The organism is Catenuloplanes atrovinosus, from assembly GCF_031458235.1.
Classification (GTDB): domain Bacteria; phylum Actinomycetota; class Actinomycetes; order Mycobacteriales; family Micromonosporaceae; genus Catenuloplanes; species Catenuloplanes atrovinosus.
In genome coordinates, this window is the sequence record NZ_JAVDYB010000001.1 from 6853555 (window position 1) to 6870070 (window position 16516).

General features: G+C 71.0%; 13 protein-coding genes. 7 read left to right on the forward strand and 6 right to left on the reverse strand.

Going from position 1 to position 16516, the window contains the following annotated elements; all coding sequences use genetic code 11:
* The first annotated feature begins 227 nt into the window (after positions 1 to 227).
* The gene (locus tag J2S41_RS30525; protein ID WP_310372846.1) at positions 228 to 1889 is read left to right on the forward strand and encodes an alkaline phosphatase D family protein; all 1662 of its coding nucleotides are present in this window, start codon (positions 228 to 230) and stop codon (positions 1887 to 1889) included.
* Positions 1890 to 2321: 432 nt separating this feature from the next.
* Here the strand turns inward: J2S41_RS30525 and mdh are convergent, their stop codons facing one another.
* Entirely contained in the window at positions 2322 to 3272 is a 951-nt protein-coding gene (gene mdh, locus J2S41_RS30530; protein WP_310372847.1) for a malate dehydrogenase, read from the reverse strand.
* Positions 3273 to 3752: 480 nt separating this feature from the next.
* Here mdh and J2S41_RS30535 point away from each other — a divergent pair, with 480 nt between their 5' ends.
* The 6 genes from J2S41_RS30535 (at position 3753) to J2S41_RS30560 (ending at position 10336) form a co-directional block, all read left to right on the forward strand.
* A complete protein-coding gene (locus J2S41_RS30535) occupies positions 3753 to 5387 on the forward strand; it encodes a peptide ABC transporter substrate-binding protein (protein WP_310372848.1) in 1635 nt (544 codons plus the stop codon).
* A 128-nt stretch (positions 5388 to 5515) separates the two neighbouring features.
* Positions 5516 to 6442 (forward strand): ABC transporter permease, encoded by a 927-nt coding sequence (locus J2S41_RS30540; protein ID WP_310372850.1) that lies wholly within the window; start codon positions 5516 to 5518, stop codon positions 6440 to 6442.
* Entirely contained in the window at positions 6435 to 7346 is a 912-nt protein-coding gene (locus tag J2S41_RS30545) for an ABC transporter permease (RefSeq protein ID WP_310372852.1), read from the forward strand. Before J2S41_RS30540 ends, J2S41_RS30545 begins: the two co-directional genes overlap by 8 nt.
* Positions 7347 to 7351: 5 nt before the next feature.
* A complete protein-coding gene (locus J2S41_RS30550; RefSeq protein ID WP_310372854.1) occupies positions 7352 to 8347 on the forward strand; it encodes an ABC transporter ATP-binding protein in 996 nt (331 codons plus the stop codon).
* Positions 8334 to 9386 carry an ABC transporter ATP-binding protein gene (locus J2S41_RS30555; protein ID WP_374728179.1) on the forward strand — a complete coding sequence of 351 codons (1053 nt, stop codon included), beginning with the start codon at positions 8334 to 8336 and terminating at the stop codon, positions 9384 to 9386. Before J2S41_RS30550 ends, J2S41_RS30555 begins: the two co-directional genes overlap by 14 nt.
* A gap of 41 nt (positions 9387 to 9427) precedes the next feature.
* On the forward strand, positions 9428 to 10336 hold the full coding sequence (locus tag J2S41_RS30560; protein WP_310372856.1) for a GNAT family N-acetyltransferase: 909 nt from the start codon (positions 9428 to 9430) through the stop codon (positions 10334 to 10336).
* Positions 10337 to 10403: 67 nt separating this feature from the next.
* Here the strand turns inward: J2S41_RS30560 and purH are convergent, their stop codons facing one another.
* The 5 genes from purH to sucC all read right to left on the reverse strand — a co-directional run bounded on the left by purH (position 10404) and on the right by sucC (position 16317).
* On the reverse strand, positions 10404 to 12086 hold the full coding sequence (purH, locus tag J2S41_RS30565) for a bifunctional phosphoribosylaminoimidazolecarboxamide formyltransferase/IMP cyclohydrolase (protein WP_310372858.1): 1683 nt from the start codon (positions 12084 to 12086) through the stop codon (positions 10404 to 10406).
* Entirely contained in the window at positions 12083 to 12694 is a 612-nt protein-coding gene (gene purN / locus J2S41_RS30570) for a phosphoribosylglycinamide formyltransferase (protein WP_310372860.1), read from the reverse strand. Before purN ends, purH begins: the two co-directional genes overlap by 4 nt.
* Positions 12695 to 12741: 47 nt before the next feature.
* Positions 12742 to 14133 carry a cell division protein PerM gene (locus J2S41_RS30575; protein ID WP_310372862.1) on the reverse strand — a complete coding sequence of 464 codons (1392 nt, stop codon included), beginning with the start codon at positions 14131 to 14133 and terminating at the stop codon, positions 12742 to 12744.
* A 118-nt stretch (positions 14134 to 14251) separates the two neighbouring features.
* Positions 14252 to 15133 carry a succinate--CoA ligase subunit alpha gene (gene sucD / locus J2S41_RS30580; protein ID WP_310372864.1) on the reverse strand — a complete coding sequence of 294 codons (882 nt, stop codon included), beginning with the start codon at positions 15131 to 15133 and terminating at the stop codon, positions 14252 to 14254.
* A 5-nt stretch (positions 15134 to 15138) separates the two neighbouring features.
* Complete coding sequence (sucC, locus tag J2S41_RS30585) at positions 15139 to 16317, reverse strand: ADP-forming succinate--CoA ligase subunit beta (protein WP_310372866.1); 1179 nt, start codon at positions 16315 to 16317, stop codon at positions 15139 to 15141.
* Positions 16318 to 16516: the final 199 nt, after the last annotated feature.

A 16516-nucleotide genomic window follows, 5' to 3' on the forward strand; every position in this document is an offset into this window, starting at 1 on the left:
CCGGCGCTCCTCTCGGGGGCAGGTGCCCTTTCGCGAACTGTGGACTCTCAAGCAGTACGAGCGTACTGCAACGACCTTCCACCCGCCCGCGGGGTCCCCACCAGTCAAGCACCGGCCGCGACACGCCCGAGGGGCAAACCGGACTTTTCCGAATTACCACCCTTAGTTCCCCCGACACGTCATGCCGCGTTGGAGCCGGTGTAACCCGCGACCGAAAGCATCGAGGCATGTCGCTACCTTTCGCGTTCCCCGTCCGCCGGCGCCGCCTGGTCGCGAACGCGGCCGCCGGCCTGATCGCCGGACCGCTGCTGCTGCGCCCCGAGGGCGGCTTCGCGCACGTCCAGAGCGGTCCGCGGGAACCACTCCCGGCCGGCCTCTTCACGCTCGGCGTGGCGTCCGGCGATCCGCTGCCGAACGGCGTGGTCATCTGGACCCGACTCGCACCCGACCCGCTCAACGGCGGCGGGATGCCGGACCGCACCGTGCCGGTCGCCTGGGAGGTGGCCGAGGACGCCAGATTCCGCCGGGTACGCCGTCGCGGCGTCGCGTTCGCGGAGCCGGCACTTGGCCACGCCGTTCACGTCGACGTGCGCGGGCTGCGCGCGGGCGCCGACTACCACTACCGCTTCCGGGCCGGCACGGAGATCTCGCCGGCCGGCCGCACCCGGACCGCGCCGGACGCGCACGCGTGGCCGGAGCGGCTGCGATTCGCGTTCGCCAGCTGCCAGGACTACCAGTCCGGGCGGTACACCGCGCACCGGCACCTGGCCGACGAGGACCTGGACTTCGTGGCGTTCCTCGGCGACTACATCTACGAGGGCGCGCCGAACCCGAACGCGTTCCGGCAGCACGACGGCACCGGCGAGCCGTACGGGCTGGTCGAGTACCGCAACCGGCACGCCCGCTACAAGAGCGACCCGGACCTGCAGGCCGCGCACGCGACGTACCCGTGGATCGTGACGCTCGACGACCACGAGATCGACAACAACTGGGCGGACGAGGTGCCGCAGGACCCGGCGCTGCAGACGCCGGAGGCGTTCCGGGCGCGGCGGATCGCGGCGTTCCAGGCGTACTACGAGCACATGCCGCTGCGGCGCGCCTCCGTGCCGCGCGGGCTGGACATGCAGCTCTACCGGCGGCTGCGGTTCGGCAACCTGGCCAGCGTGCACGTGCTCGACACCCGGCAGTACCGCAGCGACCAGCCGACCAGCCTCGCGGCCGCGCAGGACCCGGCGCTGTCCATGACCGGGCCCACGCAGGAGGAGTGGCTGGTGCGCGGCCTCGGCACCTCCGGCACCCGGTGGAACCTGCTGGCCAACCAGGTGATGTGGGCGCAGAACGACCGCCGGGCCGGGCCGGAGACGGTCTTCGACTTCGACAACTGGGACGGATACCGCGCGCAGCGGCGACGGCTGCTGGAGTTCTTCGGGACCGGGCGCGTGCAGAACCCGGTCGTGCTCACCGGCGACCGGCACTGCACCTGGGTCTGCGACCTGCGGCCGGACTTCGACGACCCGGCGTCACCCGTGGTCGGCGCGGAACTCACCGGCACCTCGATCAGCTCCGGCGGCAACCCGGACACCGCGGCGTTCCACGCGACCTTCGACCCGATCATGGCGGAGAGCCCGCACTGGAAGTACATCGACAACCGCCGGGGGTACGTGGTCTGCGACGTGTCCGCGCGGGAGATGCGCTCGCGGCTGCGCGTGGTCGACGACATCTGGACCGAGGGCAGCCCGATCTACACGGCGGCCGAGTTCGTCACCGAGGCGGGCCGGCCCGGCGTCTCGGTCGCCTCGCAGGAGACGTCCCCGCTCGCCCGCTCCGGCGACTACACCGGCCCCGTCTACGACGTCCAGGACGACAACGCTTTTCCGCTGCGGCCGTGACGCGCGGCGCGGCGGCCGTGACGAGCCGCCGCGCCACTCGCGCGTTCGTGGTGACCAGCGGCGACACCGGCTCCGACGCGGCGGCGGAGCGGCGGCGGAGCCGCCGCGCGGTTGGCCCGCGGGAGCATGCGGGCCGCGACCACGCCGGGAGCGGGCACATCGATCGTGGGGTCCGGGGCTCGGCCCCGGGTCAACTCAGCGCCCGCGGGAGCATGCGGGCCGCGACCACGCCGGGAGCGGGCACATCGACCGTGGGGTCCGGGGCTCGGCCCCGGGTCAACTCAGCGCCCGCGGGAGCATGCGGGCCGCGACCACGCCGGGAGCGGGCACATCGACCGTGGGGTCCGGGGCTCGGCCCCGGGGAGACGCGGCGGTCCGTGGAAACGGCGAGGCCGGGCCCGCGCGTCGGCGGGCCCGGCCTGGCGTGGTGGATCAGAGGTTGGCGACGTCCGCCTGCTTGCCGCGGACAGCCTCGGCGGCGGTCTTGAGGTCGGCCAGCTCGGCGTCGGTGAGCGCGGTCTCGACGACCTTCTTGACGCCCTCGGCGCCGATCTCGGCCTCGACGCCCAGGTAGACGCCGGAGATGCCGTACTCGCCGTCGACCCAGGCGCAGACCGGCATGACGGCGCCGGAGTCCTCGGCGACCGCGCGCGCCATGCGGGCCGCGGCGGCGGACGGCGCGTAGTACGCGGAACCGGTCTTGAGCAGCGCGACCACCTCGGCGCCGCCGTTGCGGGTGCGGACCACCAGCTCCTCGATCTTGTCCGCCGGCAGCAGGTCGGTCAGCGGCTTGCCGTCGACGGTGCAGCGGGACGGGACCGGGACCATGGTGTCGCCGTGCGAGCCGAGCGTGAGCGTCTTGACGCTGGCCACCGGCACGTTGAGCGCCTCGGCCACGTTGTTGGTGAAGCGCGCGGTGTCCAGCATGCCGGCCTGGCCGAGCACCCGGTTCTTCGGGAAGTTCGTGGCGATCTGGGCGAGCGCGGTCATCTCGTCGAGCGGGTTCGAGACCACGATGATCACGGCGTTCGGCGCGTGCTTCGCCACGTTCTCCGCGACGCCGCGGACGATGCCGGCGTTCACCTCGAGCAGGTCCATCCGGCTCATGCCCGGCTTGCGGGGCAGACCGGCGGTGATCACGACGACGTCGGAGCCGGCGATGGCCTCGTAGCCCTCGCCGTTCTTGCCGGTGGTCTGGCCGACGACCTTCGTCTCGAAACCCTCGATGGCGCGGGACTGGTTCATGTCCAGCGCGAGCCCCTCCGGCTTGCCCTCGACGATGTCCGTCAGGACCACGGTCTCGAAGATGTCGTACTCGGCGAGACGTTGCGCGGTCGTGGAACCGTAGAATCCGGCGCCGACGACGGTGACCTTCTTGCCCATGTCGCGTCACTCTTCTCTGGACGAGGCGGTTTTTTCCCGACCGTATCAATCGGGTTACGCGCTGCCGTCGCCGGGCCAATGATCGTTAAGTAAGCCACCGAGCACCGCCCGTAGGTGACGCTCCGTGGACTTCCCTCCCTTAACGCTCTGTAACCCACGGTGTGTCACTTCCCACACTGTGAGCTGCGGTCCGCCTACAAAACAGTCAGTCGGGCATCAACCTCGCGTTGATCCAACCCTCCCGGACCGGGCCGATTAGTCCGAATAATGGTGCATAATGCCTATTACCACTTGAGTGATTGTCGCGGCCGCTACCAGGGTGAACAGGGATAACGCAAATCGATGGAGGCGTGCCACGGCATGCCGCCGCAAAGACCCGATTTGTAGGTGGGACTGACCCGCCCTACCTTTGCCCGGGCGTTGCTCAGCGTTACTCACACAGGGGCGAAGCTGCGCAGCGTAAGGAAACAAGGAGGCTCCATGCAGGTCCGCAGATTCGCGGCCTTGGCCGCTCTCCCCGTCGTCACGTCCCTCGGCCTGGTCGCGTGCGGCCAAGGCGGCGACGACGCAGGCGAGAGCAACACGTCCGCGATCGTCTCGATCGAGATCGCCGAACCGCAGCACCTCATCCCGACCAACACCAACGAGACCTCCGGGTCCCAGGTGCTGGCGGCGCTGTTCACGCCGCTCGTCAGCTACGACGCGGAGAACAAGCCGGTCGAGGACGCGGCCGAATCGATCACCTCGACGGACAACACGGTTTGGACGATCAAGCTGAAGAACGGCTACACCTTCCACAACGGTGAGAAGGTCACGGCCGACAGCTACATCAACGCCTGGAACTACGGCGCGTACGCGCCGAACGCCCAGGGCAACTCGTACTTCTTCGAGAAGGTCGCGGGCTACGCGGACCTCCAGTCGACGGACCCGGACGGCGACGGCCCGCAGGCCGCCCCGGCGCCGAAGACGAACAAGCTCTCCGGCCTGGCCAAGGTCGACGACCTGACCTTCACCGTGACGCTCACCGCGCCGTACGTCGACTTCAAGACGATGCTCGGCTACACCGCGTTCTACCCGCTGCCGGCCGCGGCGTTCTCCGCCGAGGGCGTGCTCGCGGAGGGCTTCGAGGAAGCGATCATCGGTAACGGCCCGTTCAAGATGAACGGCACCTGGCAGCACGACGCCAAGATCGAGGTCGCGGCGTACGACGGCTACCCGGGCGCCAAGCCGAAGATCGGCGGCGTCGAGTTCCGGATCTACCAGCAGCTCACCGCCGCGTACGCGGACGTGCTGTCGGACAACCTGGACGTGCTGCGGACCATCCCGACGGAGAACATCACCTCCGCGCCGACCGACCTGGGCGACCGCTACGCGACCAGCCCGGCCTCGACGTTCCAGTTCCTGGCGTTCCCGACGTTCCAGGAGGACTTCGCCAAGCCGGAGGTCCGCAAGGCGATCTCCATGGCGATCGACCGGGACGAGATCATCAAGTCGGTCTTCAAGAACTCGCAGCAGTCCGCCCGCTCCTTCGTCTCGCCGGTCGTGGCCGGCTACCGCGAGGACACCTGTGGCGCCTCCTGCCAGTTCAACGCCGCGACCGCGAAGACGCAGTACACGGCGGCCGGTGGCCCGTCGACGATCAAGATCTCGTACAACGGCGACGGCGGCCACAAGGACTGGGTCGACGCGACCTGCAACCAGCTGAAGACCAACCTGGGCATCGCCTGCACCGGCGTGGCCGAGGCGAAGTTCGCGGACCTGCTCAGCAAGGTCGAGAAGAAGCAGGACGTCGGCCTGTTCCGGATGGGCTGGGTGATGGACTACCCGTCCATGGAGAACTACCTCGGCCCGATCTACACCACCAAGGGCTCCTCGAACTACTACGGGTACAGCAACTCGGAGTTCGACACGCTGGTCGCGGAGGGCACCAAGGCGGCGGACGAGGACGCGGCCATCACCAAGTACCAGGCGGCGGAGGACCTCCTCGCCAACGACATGCCGGTGATCCCGCTGCGGTTCGGGCAGAACAACTACGGCTACTCCACGAAGGTCCGCAACGTGGAGATCGACCTGTTCCAGCGGATCAACCTGCTCAAGGTCGAAGCGGTCAGCTAACCGGCTGGGCGTGACGGTGGCGGCGTCACCGGCCCACCAGGCCGGGGCGCCGCCACACCTTTGTCTTCCGGCGCGTGTCCTCCCCCTGACCCAGGGGACGCGTCGCCCTCTCCTGGGGGTTTCCACTCGTGATTCGCTACATCGTGCGACGCCTGCTCCAGGGCGTGCTCACGTTCTTCGGGGCCACGTTCGTGGTCTACGCGCTGATGTTCGCCAACCAGGACAACCCGCTGCAGGCGCTCGCGGGTGAGCGCCCGATCTCGGAGAACGTCCGGCAGGCGCTCACCGAGCGCTACCACCTCAACGAGCCGTTCATCGTCCAGTACGGCTACTACATGCGCGGCCTGTTCCAGGGCGACTTCGGTCAGTCGCTCACCGGCAAGGACATCTCGGAGATGCTGGAACTCGCCTGGCCGAACACGTTCCGGCTGGCCGTCATGGCGGTGGTGTTCGCCGCGCTGATCGGCATCCTGGCCGGCGTCGTCGCGGGCATCCGCCGGGCCGGCATCTTCGACCACACCACACTGATCATCACGCTGGTGCTGATCTCGATCCCGATCGTCGTCCTGGCGCCGCTCATGCAGCTCTTCTTCGGCGTGGAGCTGAAGTGGTTCCCGGCCACCGCGGGCGCGGACCCGTCGTTCTACGCGCTGATGCTCCCGGCGATCGTGCTGGGCGCGGGCTCGCTGGCGACCTACTCGCGGCTGACCCGCACGTCGGTGGTGGAGAACCTGCGCGCGGACTACGTGCGTACCGCGAAGGCGAAGGGCCTGGCCCGGAACCGGGTGATCGGGGTGCACGTGCTGCGCAACTCGCTGATCCCGGTCGTCACCTACATCGGCGTCGACCTCGGCAGCCTGATGGCCGGCGCCATCGTGACCGAGGGCGTGTTCAACATCCCCGGCGTCGGCTCGTCGCTGTTCCGGGGCATCACCACGGAGGACGGTCCGCTGGTCGTCGGCTTCGTCAGCATCCTGGTGATCATCTTCATCGTGGCCAACCTGATCGTCGACCTGCTCTACGCGGTCCTGGACCCGAGGATCCGGTATGAGTGACTTGCAAGCGGTGGCCGCCACCGAGGTCCCGTCCGTGGAGCGGGCGCGCAGCCTGGGCCAGGACGCGTGGCGCGACCTACGGCACAACTGGATCTTCTGGTTCGCCTCCACGATCGCGCTGATCGTGATCCTGATGGCGATCGCGCCGTCGTTGTTCACGCCGAACAACCCCACCGAGTGCGCCCTGTCGCGGCAGCACGCGCCGGGCAGTGGCTGGGCGTTGTTCGGCTACGACTTCCAGGGCTGCGACATCTACGCTCGGACCGTCCACGGCGCGCGCGCCTCGATCTGGGTCGGCGTGCTCTCCACGGCGCTGGCCTCGGCGATCGGCCTGGTGTTCGGCCTGTCGTCCGGGTTCTTCGGCGGCTGGCTGGACGCGATCCTGTCCCGGATCACGGACATCGTGCTGGGCATCCCGCTGCTGCTGGCCGCGATCGTGCTCGGCAAGCGCCTGGCCGCCGGTGACACCGGCGGCTCGTCCGGCCTGCTCGCGGTCGTGGTCGTCCTCGGAATCCTGGGCTGGACCACCGCCGCCCGCGTCATGCGGTCGTCGGTGATCTCGGCGAAGAATCAGGATTACGTGGCGGCGGCGCGGATGCTGGGGGCGGGGAATTTCCGGATCATGTTCCGGCACATCCTGCCGAACGCGATCGCGCCGTTCATCGTGGTGCTGACCATCGCGCTGGGCCAGTTCATCGCCACCGAGGCGACGTTGTCGTTCCTGGGCATCGGCCTGAAGGGCGATGCGATCTCGTGGGGTATCGACATCTCGACGGCGTCGAAGCACGTTCGTGAGTCCGCTCCGCCGCTGGTCGCTCCGTCGCTGTTCTTGGCGATGACCGTGCTGGCGTTCATCATGCTCGGCGACGCCATCCGCGACGCCTTCGACCCGAAGCTGCGGTGACCCCCATGCCCCCAGTCGCGAAACACCTGCTCGAGGTCAAGGACCTCTTCGTCGAGTTCAAGAGCCGGGACGGCGTCGCCAAGGTGATCAACGGCGTCTCGTACCACCTCGATCCGGGCGAGACGCTCGCCGTGCTCGGCGAGTCCGGTTCCGGCAAGTCCGTCACCGCGCAGGCGATCATGGGCATCCTGGAGATGCCGCCCGCGCGGATTCCCTCCGGGCAGATCCTCTACAACGGTGTGGACCTGCTGAAGCTCCCCGAGGACAAGCGGCGGGAGGTGCGCGGCAAGGAGATCGCCATGATCTTCCAGGACGCGCTCTCCGCGCTGAACCCGGTCTTCCCGGTCGGCTGGCAGATCGGCGAGGTCCTCCGCAAACGCGAGGGCAGGTCCCGGGCCGACGCGCGCAAACGGGCGATCGAGCTGATGGACCTGGTCAAGATCCCGGCCGCGAAGCAGCGCGTCGGGGACTACCCGCACCAGTTCTCCGGCGGCATGCGGCAGCGCGTCATGATCGCCATGGCGCTGGCGCAGGACCCGAAGGTGCTGATCGCCGACGAGCCCACCACCGCGCTCGACGTCACCGTGCAGGCCCAGATCATGGACCTCCTCGGCGACCTGCGCCGAGACCTCGACATGGGCCTCATCCTGATCACGCACGACCTCGGCGTGGTCGCGGACGTGGCGGACCGGATCGCGGTCATGTACGCGGGCCGGATCATCGAGGAGGCGCCGGTCTACGACATCTACGAGGCGCCGGCGCACCCGTACACGAAGGGGCTGCTGGCCTCCATCCCCCGGCTCGACCAGCGCGGCCAGAAGCTGGCCACGATCAAGGGCCTGCCGCCGAACCTGGCCAACATCCCGCCCGGCTGCCCGTTCCACCCCCGGTGCCCGTACGCCCAGCCGGTCTGCCGGGAGGTCGTCCCGGCCAAGCACGTGCTCGGGCCGCGGTACAGCGCCTGCCACTTCGCCCAGGAGGTAGTCAGTGACCACCGCTAGGGGATTCGCGGCACCGGCGCCGCAGCACCACCCACGGCACGGCGAGGTGCTGCTCGACGTGCAGAACGTGGTCAAGCACTTCCCGATCAGCCAGGGCGTGGTGTTCAAGCGCCGGGTCGGCGCGGTGCAGGCGGTCGACGGCGTCAGCTTCCAGCTGCGCCGCGGCGAGACGCTCGGCGTGGTCGGCGAGTCCGGCTGCGGCAAGTCCACGCTGGCCAAGCTGCTCATGCGGCTGGAGACGCCGACCTCGGGCAAGGCCGTGCTGGAGGGGCGGGACATCTTCACGCTCGGCGGGTCCGAGCTGCGCCGGCTGCGCCGCAACGTGCAGATGGTCATGCAGGACCCGTACACCTCGCTGAACCCGCGCATGACGGTCGGCGACATCATCGGCGAGCCGTTCGAGATCCACCCGGACGCGGCACCACCCGGCGACCGCCGGCGCCGCGTCCAGGAGCTGCTCGACGTGGTGGGCCTGAACCCGGAGCACGTCAACCGGTACCCGCACCAGTTCTCCGGCGGCCAGCGCCAGCGCATCGGCATCGCCCGCGCGCTCGCGCTCCGCCCGCAGATCATCGTCTGCGACGAGCCGGTGTCCGCGCTCGACGTGTCCATCCAGGCCCAGGTGATCAACCTGCTGGAGCAGTTGCAGGACGAGTTCGGGCTGTCGTACATCTTCATCGCGCACGACCTGAGCGTGGTCCGGCACATCGCGGACCGGGTCGCGGTCATGTACCTCGGCAAGATCGTGGAGCTGGGCACGGAGTCGGAGATCTACGAGCGGCCGACCCACCCGTACACCCAGGCGCTGCTCTCCGCGGTCCCGGTGCCCGACCCCCGGGCGCGCAACCACCGCGAGGTCATCCGGCTCGACGGCGACGTGCCCTCACCGGCCAACCCGCCGTCCGGCTGCCACTTCCGTACCCGCTGCTGGAAGGCACAGGAGATCTGCGCCGCGCAGGAGCCGCCGCTGGTGGTGCGCCCGGCCGACCCGCACCCGTCCGCCTGCCACTTCCCGGAGCTCCGGCACCCGGTCCGATAAATCGGTTGCCGTCGGCGTGCCGGGCGGATGGTCTGTCCACCATGACCGTCCGCCCGGCACACCCCGACGACGCGCCCGCGCTGGTCGCGCTGCGCCACACCGTCTACCCCTATCTGGTACGCGGAGAGGCCTCCACCCGGCGGCAGCTGGCGACGCCGCCGCCGGACTCGTCCCTGGCCGCGTTCGTCGCGGTGTCCGGCACCGGCGAGGTGGTCGGCTTCAGCACCGCGTTCCGCAACACCAGCACCTCCGCGCCGCACGCCGGCCAGGTCTCGCTGCTGCACGTCCACCCCGCGCACCGGGGACGCGGCCACGGATCGGCGCTGCTCACCGCCTCGCTGTCGCATCTGCGCGGGTGCGGGCTGCGCAACGTCCGCGGGTACGTGACGCCGGAGTCGCTGCCGTTCGCGACCGCCCGCGGGTTCACCGCCAGCCGGGAACTGCGCTACTCCCGCCTCGACCTGACCACGCCGCTGCCACCACCCCCGCCGCTGCCGTCCGGGTACACGCTCGTACCGGTGTCGGCGCTGACCGACCGGGCGCTCTTCGCGGCCGAGACCGGCGGCGTCGCGGACGAGCCCTCCGACGTGGCGCCGGACGCGCTCACGTTCGACCACTGGCGGTACGACGTCTGGGAGGAGCCGGGCCTGGACCGGGACGCGAGCTTCGCGGTGCTCGACCCGGACTGCGCGGTGGCATCCTTCTCGCTGCTGCTGCGCGACGGCGACCGTTACTGGTCGGACATGACGGCCACGCTGCCCGCCCATCGCGGCCTCGGCCTGGCCCGGCTGGCCAAGACGGCCGCGCTCTCCCACGCCGCCGCCACCGGCGGGACCGTCGCCTACACCTCCAACGACACGGCCAACGCCCCGATGCTCGCCGTCAACACCCGCCTCGGGTACGTCCCGACCGCGACCGCCCTCTCCGTCCTCACCACCCTCACGCCCTGACCCGCGCGCGTCCCGGACGTGGAACGGGCCGCGGCGAAGGCCACGGCCCGTGCACACCAGGGACGGCTCAGTGGAAGAAGTGCCGCGCCCCGGTGAAGTACATGGTGATCCCGGCCTTCTGCGCCGCCGCGATGACCTCGTCGTCGCGGACCGAGCCGCCCGGCTGGACCACCGCACGCACGCCCGCCTCGGTCAGCACCTCCAGGCCGTCCGGGAACGGGAAGAACGCGTCCGAGGCCGCGACCGCGCCGCGGGCCCGGTCCGCGCCGGCGCGGGAGACCGCCAGGCGGGCCGAGTCGACGCGGTTGACCTGGCCCATGCCGACGCCGACGGTGGCGCCGTCCGCGGCGAGCAGGATCGCGTTGCTCTTGACCGCGCGGACCGCGCGCCAGGCGAAGGCCAGTTCGTCGAGCAGTTCCGCGGACGCGGGCTCGCCGGCGACCAGGCGCCACGCGGACGGCGCGTCGCCGGGCGCGTCGATGCCGTCCCGGGTCTGGGCCAGCAGACCGCCGCTGACCTGCCGGAACTCCACGGACGCGGGCGCCCACGTGGGCGCGACCAGGATGCGCAGGTTCTTCTTCGCCCGCAGCACCTCCACCGCACCGTCCTCGTAGCCGGGCGCGACCAGAACCTCGGTGAAGATCTCCGCGACCTGCCGGGCCAGCTCCACCGTCACCGGCCGGTTGACCGCGATGACGCCGCCGTAGGCGGAGACCGGGTCGCACGCGTGCGCCTTGCGGTGCGCCTCCGCCACGTCACCGGCGAACGAGACCGCGATGCCGCACGGGTTCGCGTGCTTGATGATCGCGACGGCGGCGTCGGCCATGTCGTTGGCGGCCCGCCAGGCGGCGTCCGCGTCGACGTAGTTGTTGTAGGACATCTCCTTGCCGTGCAGTTGCTCGGCCTGCGCGAGGCCGGCCGGCGCGGCCGGGTCCGTGTAGAGCGCGGCCCGCTGGTGCGGGTTCTCGCCGTAGCGGAGCACGGCGGTGCGGCGCAGCGCGAGCCCGGCGAACTCCGGCCACCACGCCTCGGACGGGTTCAGCTCCTGCGCGACCCACTCGGCGACCGCGGTGTCGTACTCCGCGATGTCCGCGAACGCGCGGGCCGCGAGCGCCCGGCGTTGCTGGAGCGTGAAGCCGCCCTCGGCCAGCGCCGTCTCGACCAGCGGGTACGCCGCCGGGTCGGTCACCACGGCCAGCGACGCGTGGTTCTTCGCCGCCGCGCGGACCATGGCCGGCCCGCCGATGTCGATCTGCTCGATCGTCTCCTCGACGCCGGCCCCGGACGCGACGGTCTCCTGGAACGGGTACAGGTTCGAGACCAGCAGGTCGAACCCGGCGATGCCCAGGTCGGCGAGCTGCGTGCGGTGCGACGCCAGCCGGGTGTCGGCGAGCAGCCCGGCGTGCACCTTCGGGTGCAGCGTCTTCACCCGGCCGTCCAGGCACTCGGGAAACCCGGTCAGCTCCTCGACGCGGGTGACCGGCACGCCCGCGGCGGCGATGACGGACGCGGTGGAGCCGGTGGAGACGATCTCGACGCCGGCCGCGTGCAGCGCCGTGGCCAGCTCGGTCAGGCCGGTCTTGTCGTAGACGCTGACCAGGGCGCGGCGCAGCGGCCGGCGGAAGGCCGCGTCCGCGGCGGCGAGCGTGTCGCCCGCGACGACGGCCTCGCCCGAGGTGGCGGCGCCGACGGCGCCGGTGGCGGACACCGCGGCCGTCACGACCGAGGCCTCACCTGGGGTGAGTGTCATGGAATGGTGACCTTTCTTCCCGTGATGGTCCAGCCCTCGCGGACCAGGCGCCCGACCTGCTCGACGAGCTGGCGGCGTTCGGCTTCCTTGATGCGCTCGGTGAGGTCGGCCTCGGTGTCGGTGTCCAGCACCGGCACGACGGTCTGCGCCACGATCGGCCCGGTGTCCACGCCCGCGTCCACGAAGAACAGCGTGGCGCCGGAGACCTTCACGCCGTACTCCAGCGCGTCGCGCGGCCCGTGGATGCCCGGGAACGACGGCAGCAGCGCGTTGTGCGTGTTCAGGTAGCGGTCGCCGAACGCGGCGAGGAACCCGGCGCCGACCAGCTTCAGGAAGCCGGCGGAGATGACCAGGTCGGGCTTGTGCTCGGCCACGTGCGCGGTCAGCGCCGCGTCCCACTCGGCGCGGGTGGCGTGGTCCTTCACCCGGTCGACGAACGTGGGCACGCCGGCCTCGGCCGCGATGTCGAGCCCGGCGATGCCGTCCCGGTCCGCGCCGACGGCCACCACGGTCGCGCCGTAGGCCGGGTCGGCGGTCGCGTCGAGCAGCGCCTTGAGGTTGCTGCCCGAGCCGGAGATCAACACCACCAGTCGCGCGGGGAGATTCACCCCAGCACCCTACCGAGGGCCCCGGAGCGGCCCGGACGTCGGGTGCGTCATGTGTGAGACGTACCCGTGCGGGGTCCGCCGGTCTTCTGCCCGGTCACGAACATGCGGGCCGCGATCGCACCGGCCAGCGCGCCCACGCTGACCACGCCGGCACCGATCAGACCGACCTGCCACGCGGACGTGCCCAGCTCGGACAGGCGCCCGCCGCCGAGCGGGCCGCCGGAGACGAGCGCGGCGGCGAACAGGACCACGCCGGCGACCGGGCCGGCGGTGGCCGCGGCCGCGGTGAGGCGCCGCCAGGGCACCACGCGTGGCGGTTTGGCCGGGTCACGACCGGCCCGGCGCAGGCGGCGGTGCAGCAGCCAGCCGGCCAGCATCGCGGCCACCAGCGGCACCGCGGGCAGCGCCGCGCCGACGCCGCCGAGCGGCCCGGACGGAAGACCGGCCACCAGCGGTACGGTCGGCAGCGCACCCACGCTGACCTGCGTTATCTGCACGGTGGTGTGGGTGCCGAGCGAGAACCCGGGCCCCAGCAGATAGCCCACGGCCCAGATCGCGGCGTTCGGCGCGTAGGCGAGGCTGACCAGCGTGATCCCGGCCTGCCCGGCCACGCCGGTCCGGTAGGCGCCGATCATGCCGCTGGCGTCGCCGCCGTTGAGCGCCACTGCGAGCCCGGTGCTCCCGGCACCGGTGGCCAGGATCAGAAGACCGCCCACCACGCCGGTACGGACGGCGTCGCGCAGCCACCGGGGCAGGCGCGTGGCCAGCTCGCCGAGCGCGCCGGTGGTCCGCAGCGCACCGGTCAGCGACGCCAGCGCGCCGACCACGAACAGCGTGGCGAAGGCGCGCGCCGGGTTCACCTGCGGCCCGCCGCCCGCGCCGACCAGCAGCGCGGCGAGCAGGCCGAGCGCGGCCCAGCCGAGCCCGACCGCGCCGGCCACGGAGAGCGCCTGCCGCATCGTGCCGTCGTCGCGGGCGCCGATCGCGCGGGTGACGTGCACGCCGGCCCGCGCCAGCCGCCAGGTGATCAACACCGCGAGCCCGAGCGGCGCCAGGCCGACCGGCCCGAGCGAGGTGCCCAGCGGCACGCCGTGCCCGAGCAGCCACGCGCCGAGCCCGATGATCGCTGCGCCGCCGGCCGACCCCGCGCCCTCGACGAGCTGCGCCAGCCACATGACGAGCGCGACCGGCAGGTAGGAGACGAGGAACGCCCACCCGGCGGCGACCGCGGCGGCCACGGCGAGCGGCGCGCGCCCGGCCCTGGCCCGCGCGCGGGCCCGCTGCAGCGGCAGCCGGACGGTGTCGCGGGTTCTCAGGTCCCGGCCCTCGGACGCGTCGATGGGGACCGTGTCGCGGGCAGCCAGATAGGCGGCCTCGGCGTCGGTCAGCGTCTCGTCCGGCTGCGCGCTCGAGGCCGGACGGTCCGGGGTGCTCGGCATCGGTGCCTACTTTTCCACGTCAGCCCTGTTCTGGCTAAGGAAAACCCCCGCCGAGTGTCCTCACTCGACGGGGGATGTGATCCACGACGCAGTGGTCGATCCCGCGATGTACGCGGAACTAGCTCATGATCTCCCGCATCAGGCGCGCGGTCTCGCTCGGCGTCTTGCCGACCTTGACCCCGGCCGCCTCGAGCGCGACCTTCTTGGCATCCGCGGTGCCGGCCGAGCCGGAGATGATCGCTCCGGCGTGACCCATGGTCTTGCCGGGCGGGGCGGTGAAGCCCGCGATGTAGCCGACGACCGGCTTCGTCACGTTCGCCTTGATGAAGTCGGCGGCCCGCTCCTCGGCGTCGCCGCCGATCTCACCGATCATGACGATCGCGTCGGTGTCCGGGTCGTCCTGGAACGCCTTGAGCGCGTCGATGTGCGTGGTGCCGATGACCGGGTCGCCGCCGATGCCGACCGCGGTGGAGAAGCCGATGTCCCGCAGCTCGTACATCAGCTGGTAGGTCAGCGTGCCGCTCTTGGAGACCAGGCCGATCCGGCCGGCGCCGGTGATGTCGCCGGGGATGATGCCGGCGTTGGACTGGCCGGGCGACGCGATGCCGGGGCAGTTCGGGCCGATGATCCGGGTCTTCTGGCCCTTGGCCACGTTGTGCGCCCAGAACGCGGCGCTGTCGTGCACCGGGATGCCCTCGGTGATCACGATGGCCAGGCCGATCTCGGCGTCGATCGCCTCGATCACCGCGGCCTTGGAGAACGCCGGCGGCACGAAGATGACGGTGACGTCCGCACCGGTCTTCTCCATGGCCTCCTTGACCGTGCCGAAGACCGGCAGCTGGGTGCCGTCGAAGTCGAGCGTCTGCCCGGCCTTCTTCGGGTTGGTGCCGCCGACCACGTTCGTGCCCGCGGCGAGCATGCGCTTGGTGTGCTTGGTGCCCTCGGAGCCGGTGATGCCCTGGACGATGACCTTGGAGTCCTTGGTGAGCCAGATAGCCATTGTCGTCAGACCCCCGCAGCCGCGAGCTCGGCGGCACGCGCGGCCGCACCGTCCATGGTGTCGACCCGCTCGACGAGCGGGTTCGCGGCCGAGTCGAGGATCGCGCGGCCGGCCTCCGCGTTGTTGCCGTCCAGGCGGACGACCAGCGGCTTGGTGACCTGCTCGCCCCGGTCGGCCAGCAGTTGCAGCGCCTGCAGGATGCCGTTGGCGACCGCGTCGCAGGCGGTGATGCCGCCGAAGACGTTGACGAAGACGGACTTCACGGCCGGGTCGGAGAGGACGATCTCCAGGCCGTTCGCCATCACGGTGGCGCTCGCGCCGCCGCCGATGTCGAGGAAGTTCGCCGGCTTCACGCCGCCGTGGTTCTCGCCCGCGTAGGCCACCACGTCGAGCGTGGACATGACCAGGCCCGCGCCGTTGCCGATGATGCCGACCGAACCGTCGAGCTTCACGTAGTTGAGGTTCTTGTCCTTGGCCGCCTGCTCCAGCGGGTCGATCGACGCGGCGTCGACGAAGCCCTCCTGGTCCTGGTGCCGGAAGTGCGCGTTCTCGTCCAGCGTCACCTTGGCGTCCAGGCAGAGGACCTTGCCCTCCGGCGTCTTGGCCAGCGGGTTGACCTCGACCAGCGTGGCGTCCTCCTGGATGAAGGCCACCCACAGCTTCTGCGCGATGTCGACGATCTGCTCGGACACGTCGGCCGGGAACTTGGCGGCCGCGACGATCTCGCGCGCCTTCGCCTCGTCCACGCCCTGGATCGCGTCGATCGCGATCTTCGCGACCTTGTCCGGGTCGGTCTCGGCGACCGTCTCGATCTCCATGCCGCCCGCGACGGAGGCGATGCACAGGAACGTGCGGTTCGCCCGGTCGAGCAGGTAGGAGAGGTAGTACTCCTCGGCGATGTCAGCGGTGACGGTCAGCATGACCTTGTGCACCGTGTGACCCTTGATGTCCATCCCGAGGATGTCCGTGGCGCGCGCGGTCGCCTCGTCGACGCCCTCGGCCAGCTTGACGCCGCCGGCCTTACCGCGGCCACCGACCTTCACCTGGGCCTTGACGACGACCCGGCCGCCGAGACGGTCGGCGATCGCGCGGGCCTCCTCGGGGGTCGTGGCGACGCCACCGCTCAGCACGGGCAGGCCGTGCCGCTCGAATAGCTCGCGCCCCTGGTACTCATACAGGTCCACTTGCGCGTCCCGATTCACTCCGCGGCACCCCGGCGCCGCTGCCAGCGTGGATGTGCACCGCTCATCCGGTGATGAGAAGGTGCCTTTCCCGTCACCCTAGCGACCTGGGCACTCCGGGCCGCCAGGCGGGTACAGGGTGTGCGGTACTGCACATTCCGCCCGTGCCGATAGGTGTGGTGCAGGCGATGAGCATGGGGCA

Excerpts from the sequence above, each read along its gene's own strand:
- J2S41_RS30560 (WP_310372856.1), top strand. The coding sequence starts at position 9,428 with ATGACCGTCCGCCCGGCACACCCCGACGACGCGCCCGCGCTGGTCGCG.
- J2S41_RS30545 (WP_310372852.1), top strand. The coding sequence starts at position 6,435 with ATGAGTGACTTGCAAGCGGTGGCCGCCACCGAGGTCCCGTCCGTGGAG.
- purH (WP_310372858.1), bottom strand. The coding sequence starts at position 12,086 with ATGACACTCACCCCAGGTGAGGCCTCGGTCGTGACGGCCGCGGTGTCC.
- J2S41_RS30525 (WP_310372846.1), top strand. The coding sequence starts at position 228 with ATGTCGCTACCTTTCGCGTTCCCCGTCCGCCGGCGCCGCCTGGTCGCG.
- J2S41_RS30550 (WP_310372854.1), top strand. The coding sequence starts at position 7,352 with ATGCCCCCAGTCGCGAAACACCTGCTCGAGGTCAAGGACCTCTTCGTC.
- sucD (WP_310372864.1), bottom strand. The coding sequence starts at position 15,133 with ATGGCTATCTGGCTCACCAAGGACTCCAAGGTCATCGTCCAGGGCATC.
- J2S41_RS30535 (WP_310372848.1), top strand. The coding sequence starts at position 3,753 with ATGCAGGTCCGCAGATTCGCGGCCTTGGCCGCTCTCCCCGTCGTCACG.
- J2S41_RS30575 (WP_310372862.1), bottom strand. The coding sequence starts at position 14,133 with ATGCCGAGCACCCCGGACCGTCCGGCCTCGAGCGCGCAGCCGGACGAG.
- mdh (WP_310372847.1), bottom strand. The coding sequence starts at position 3,272 with ATGGGCAAGAAGGTCACCGTCGTCGGCGCCGGATTCTACGGTTCCACG.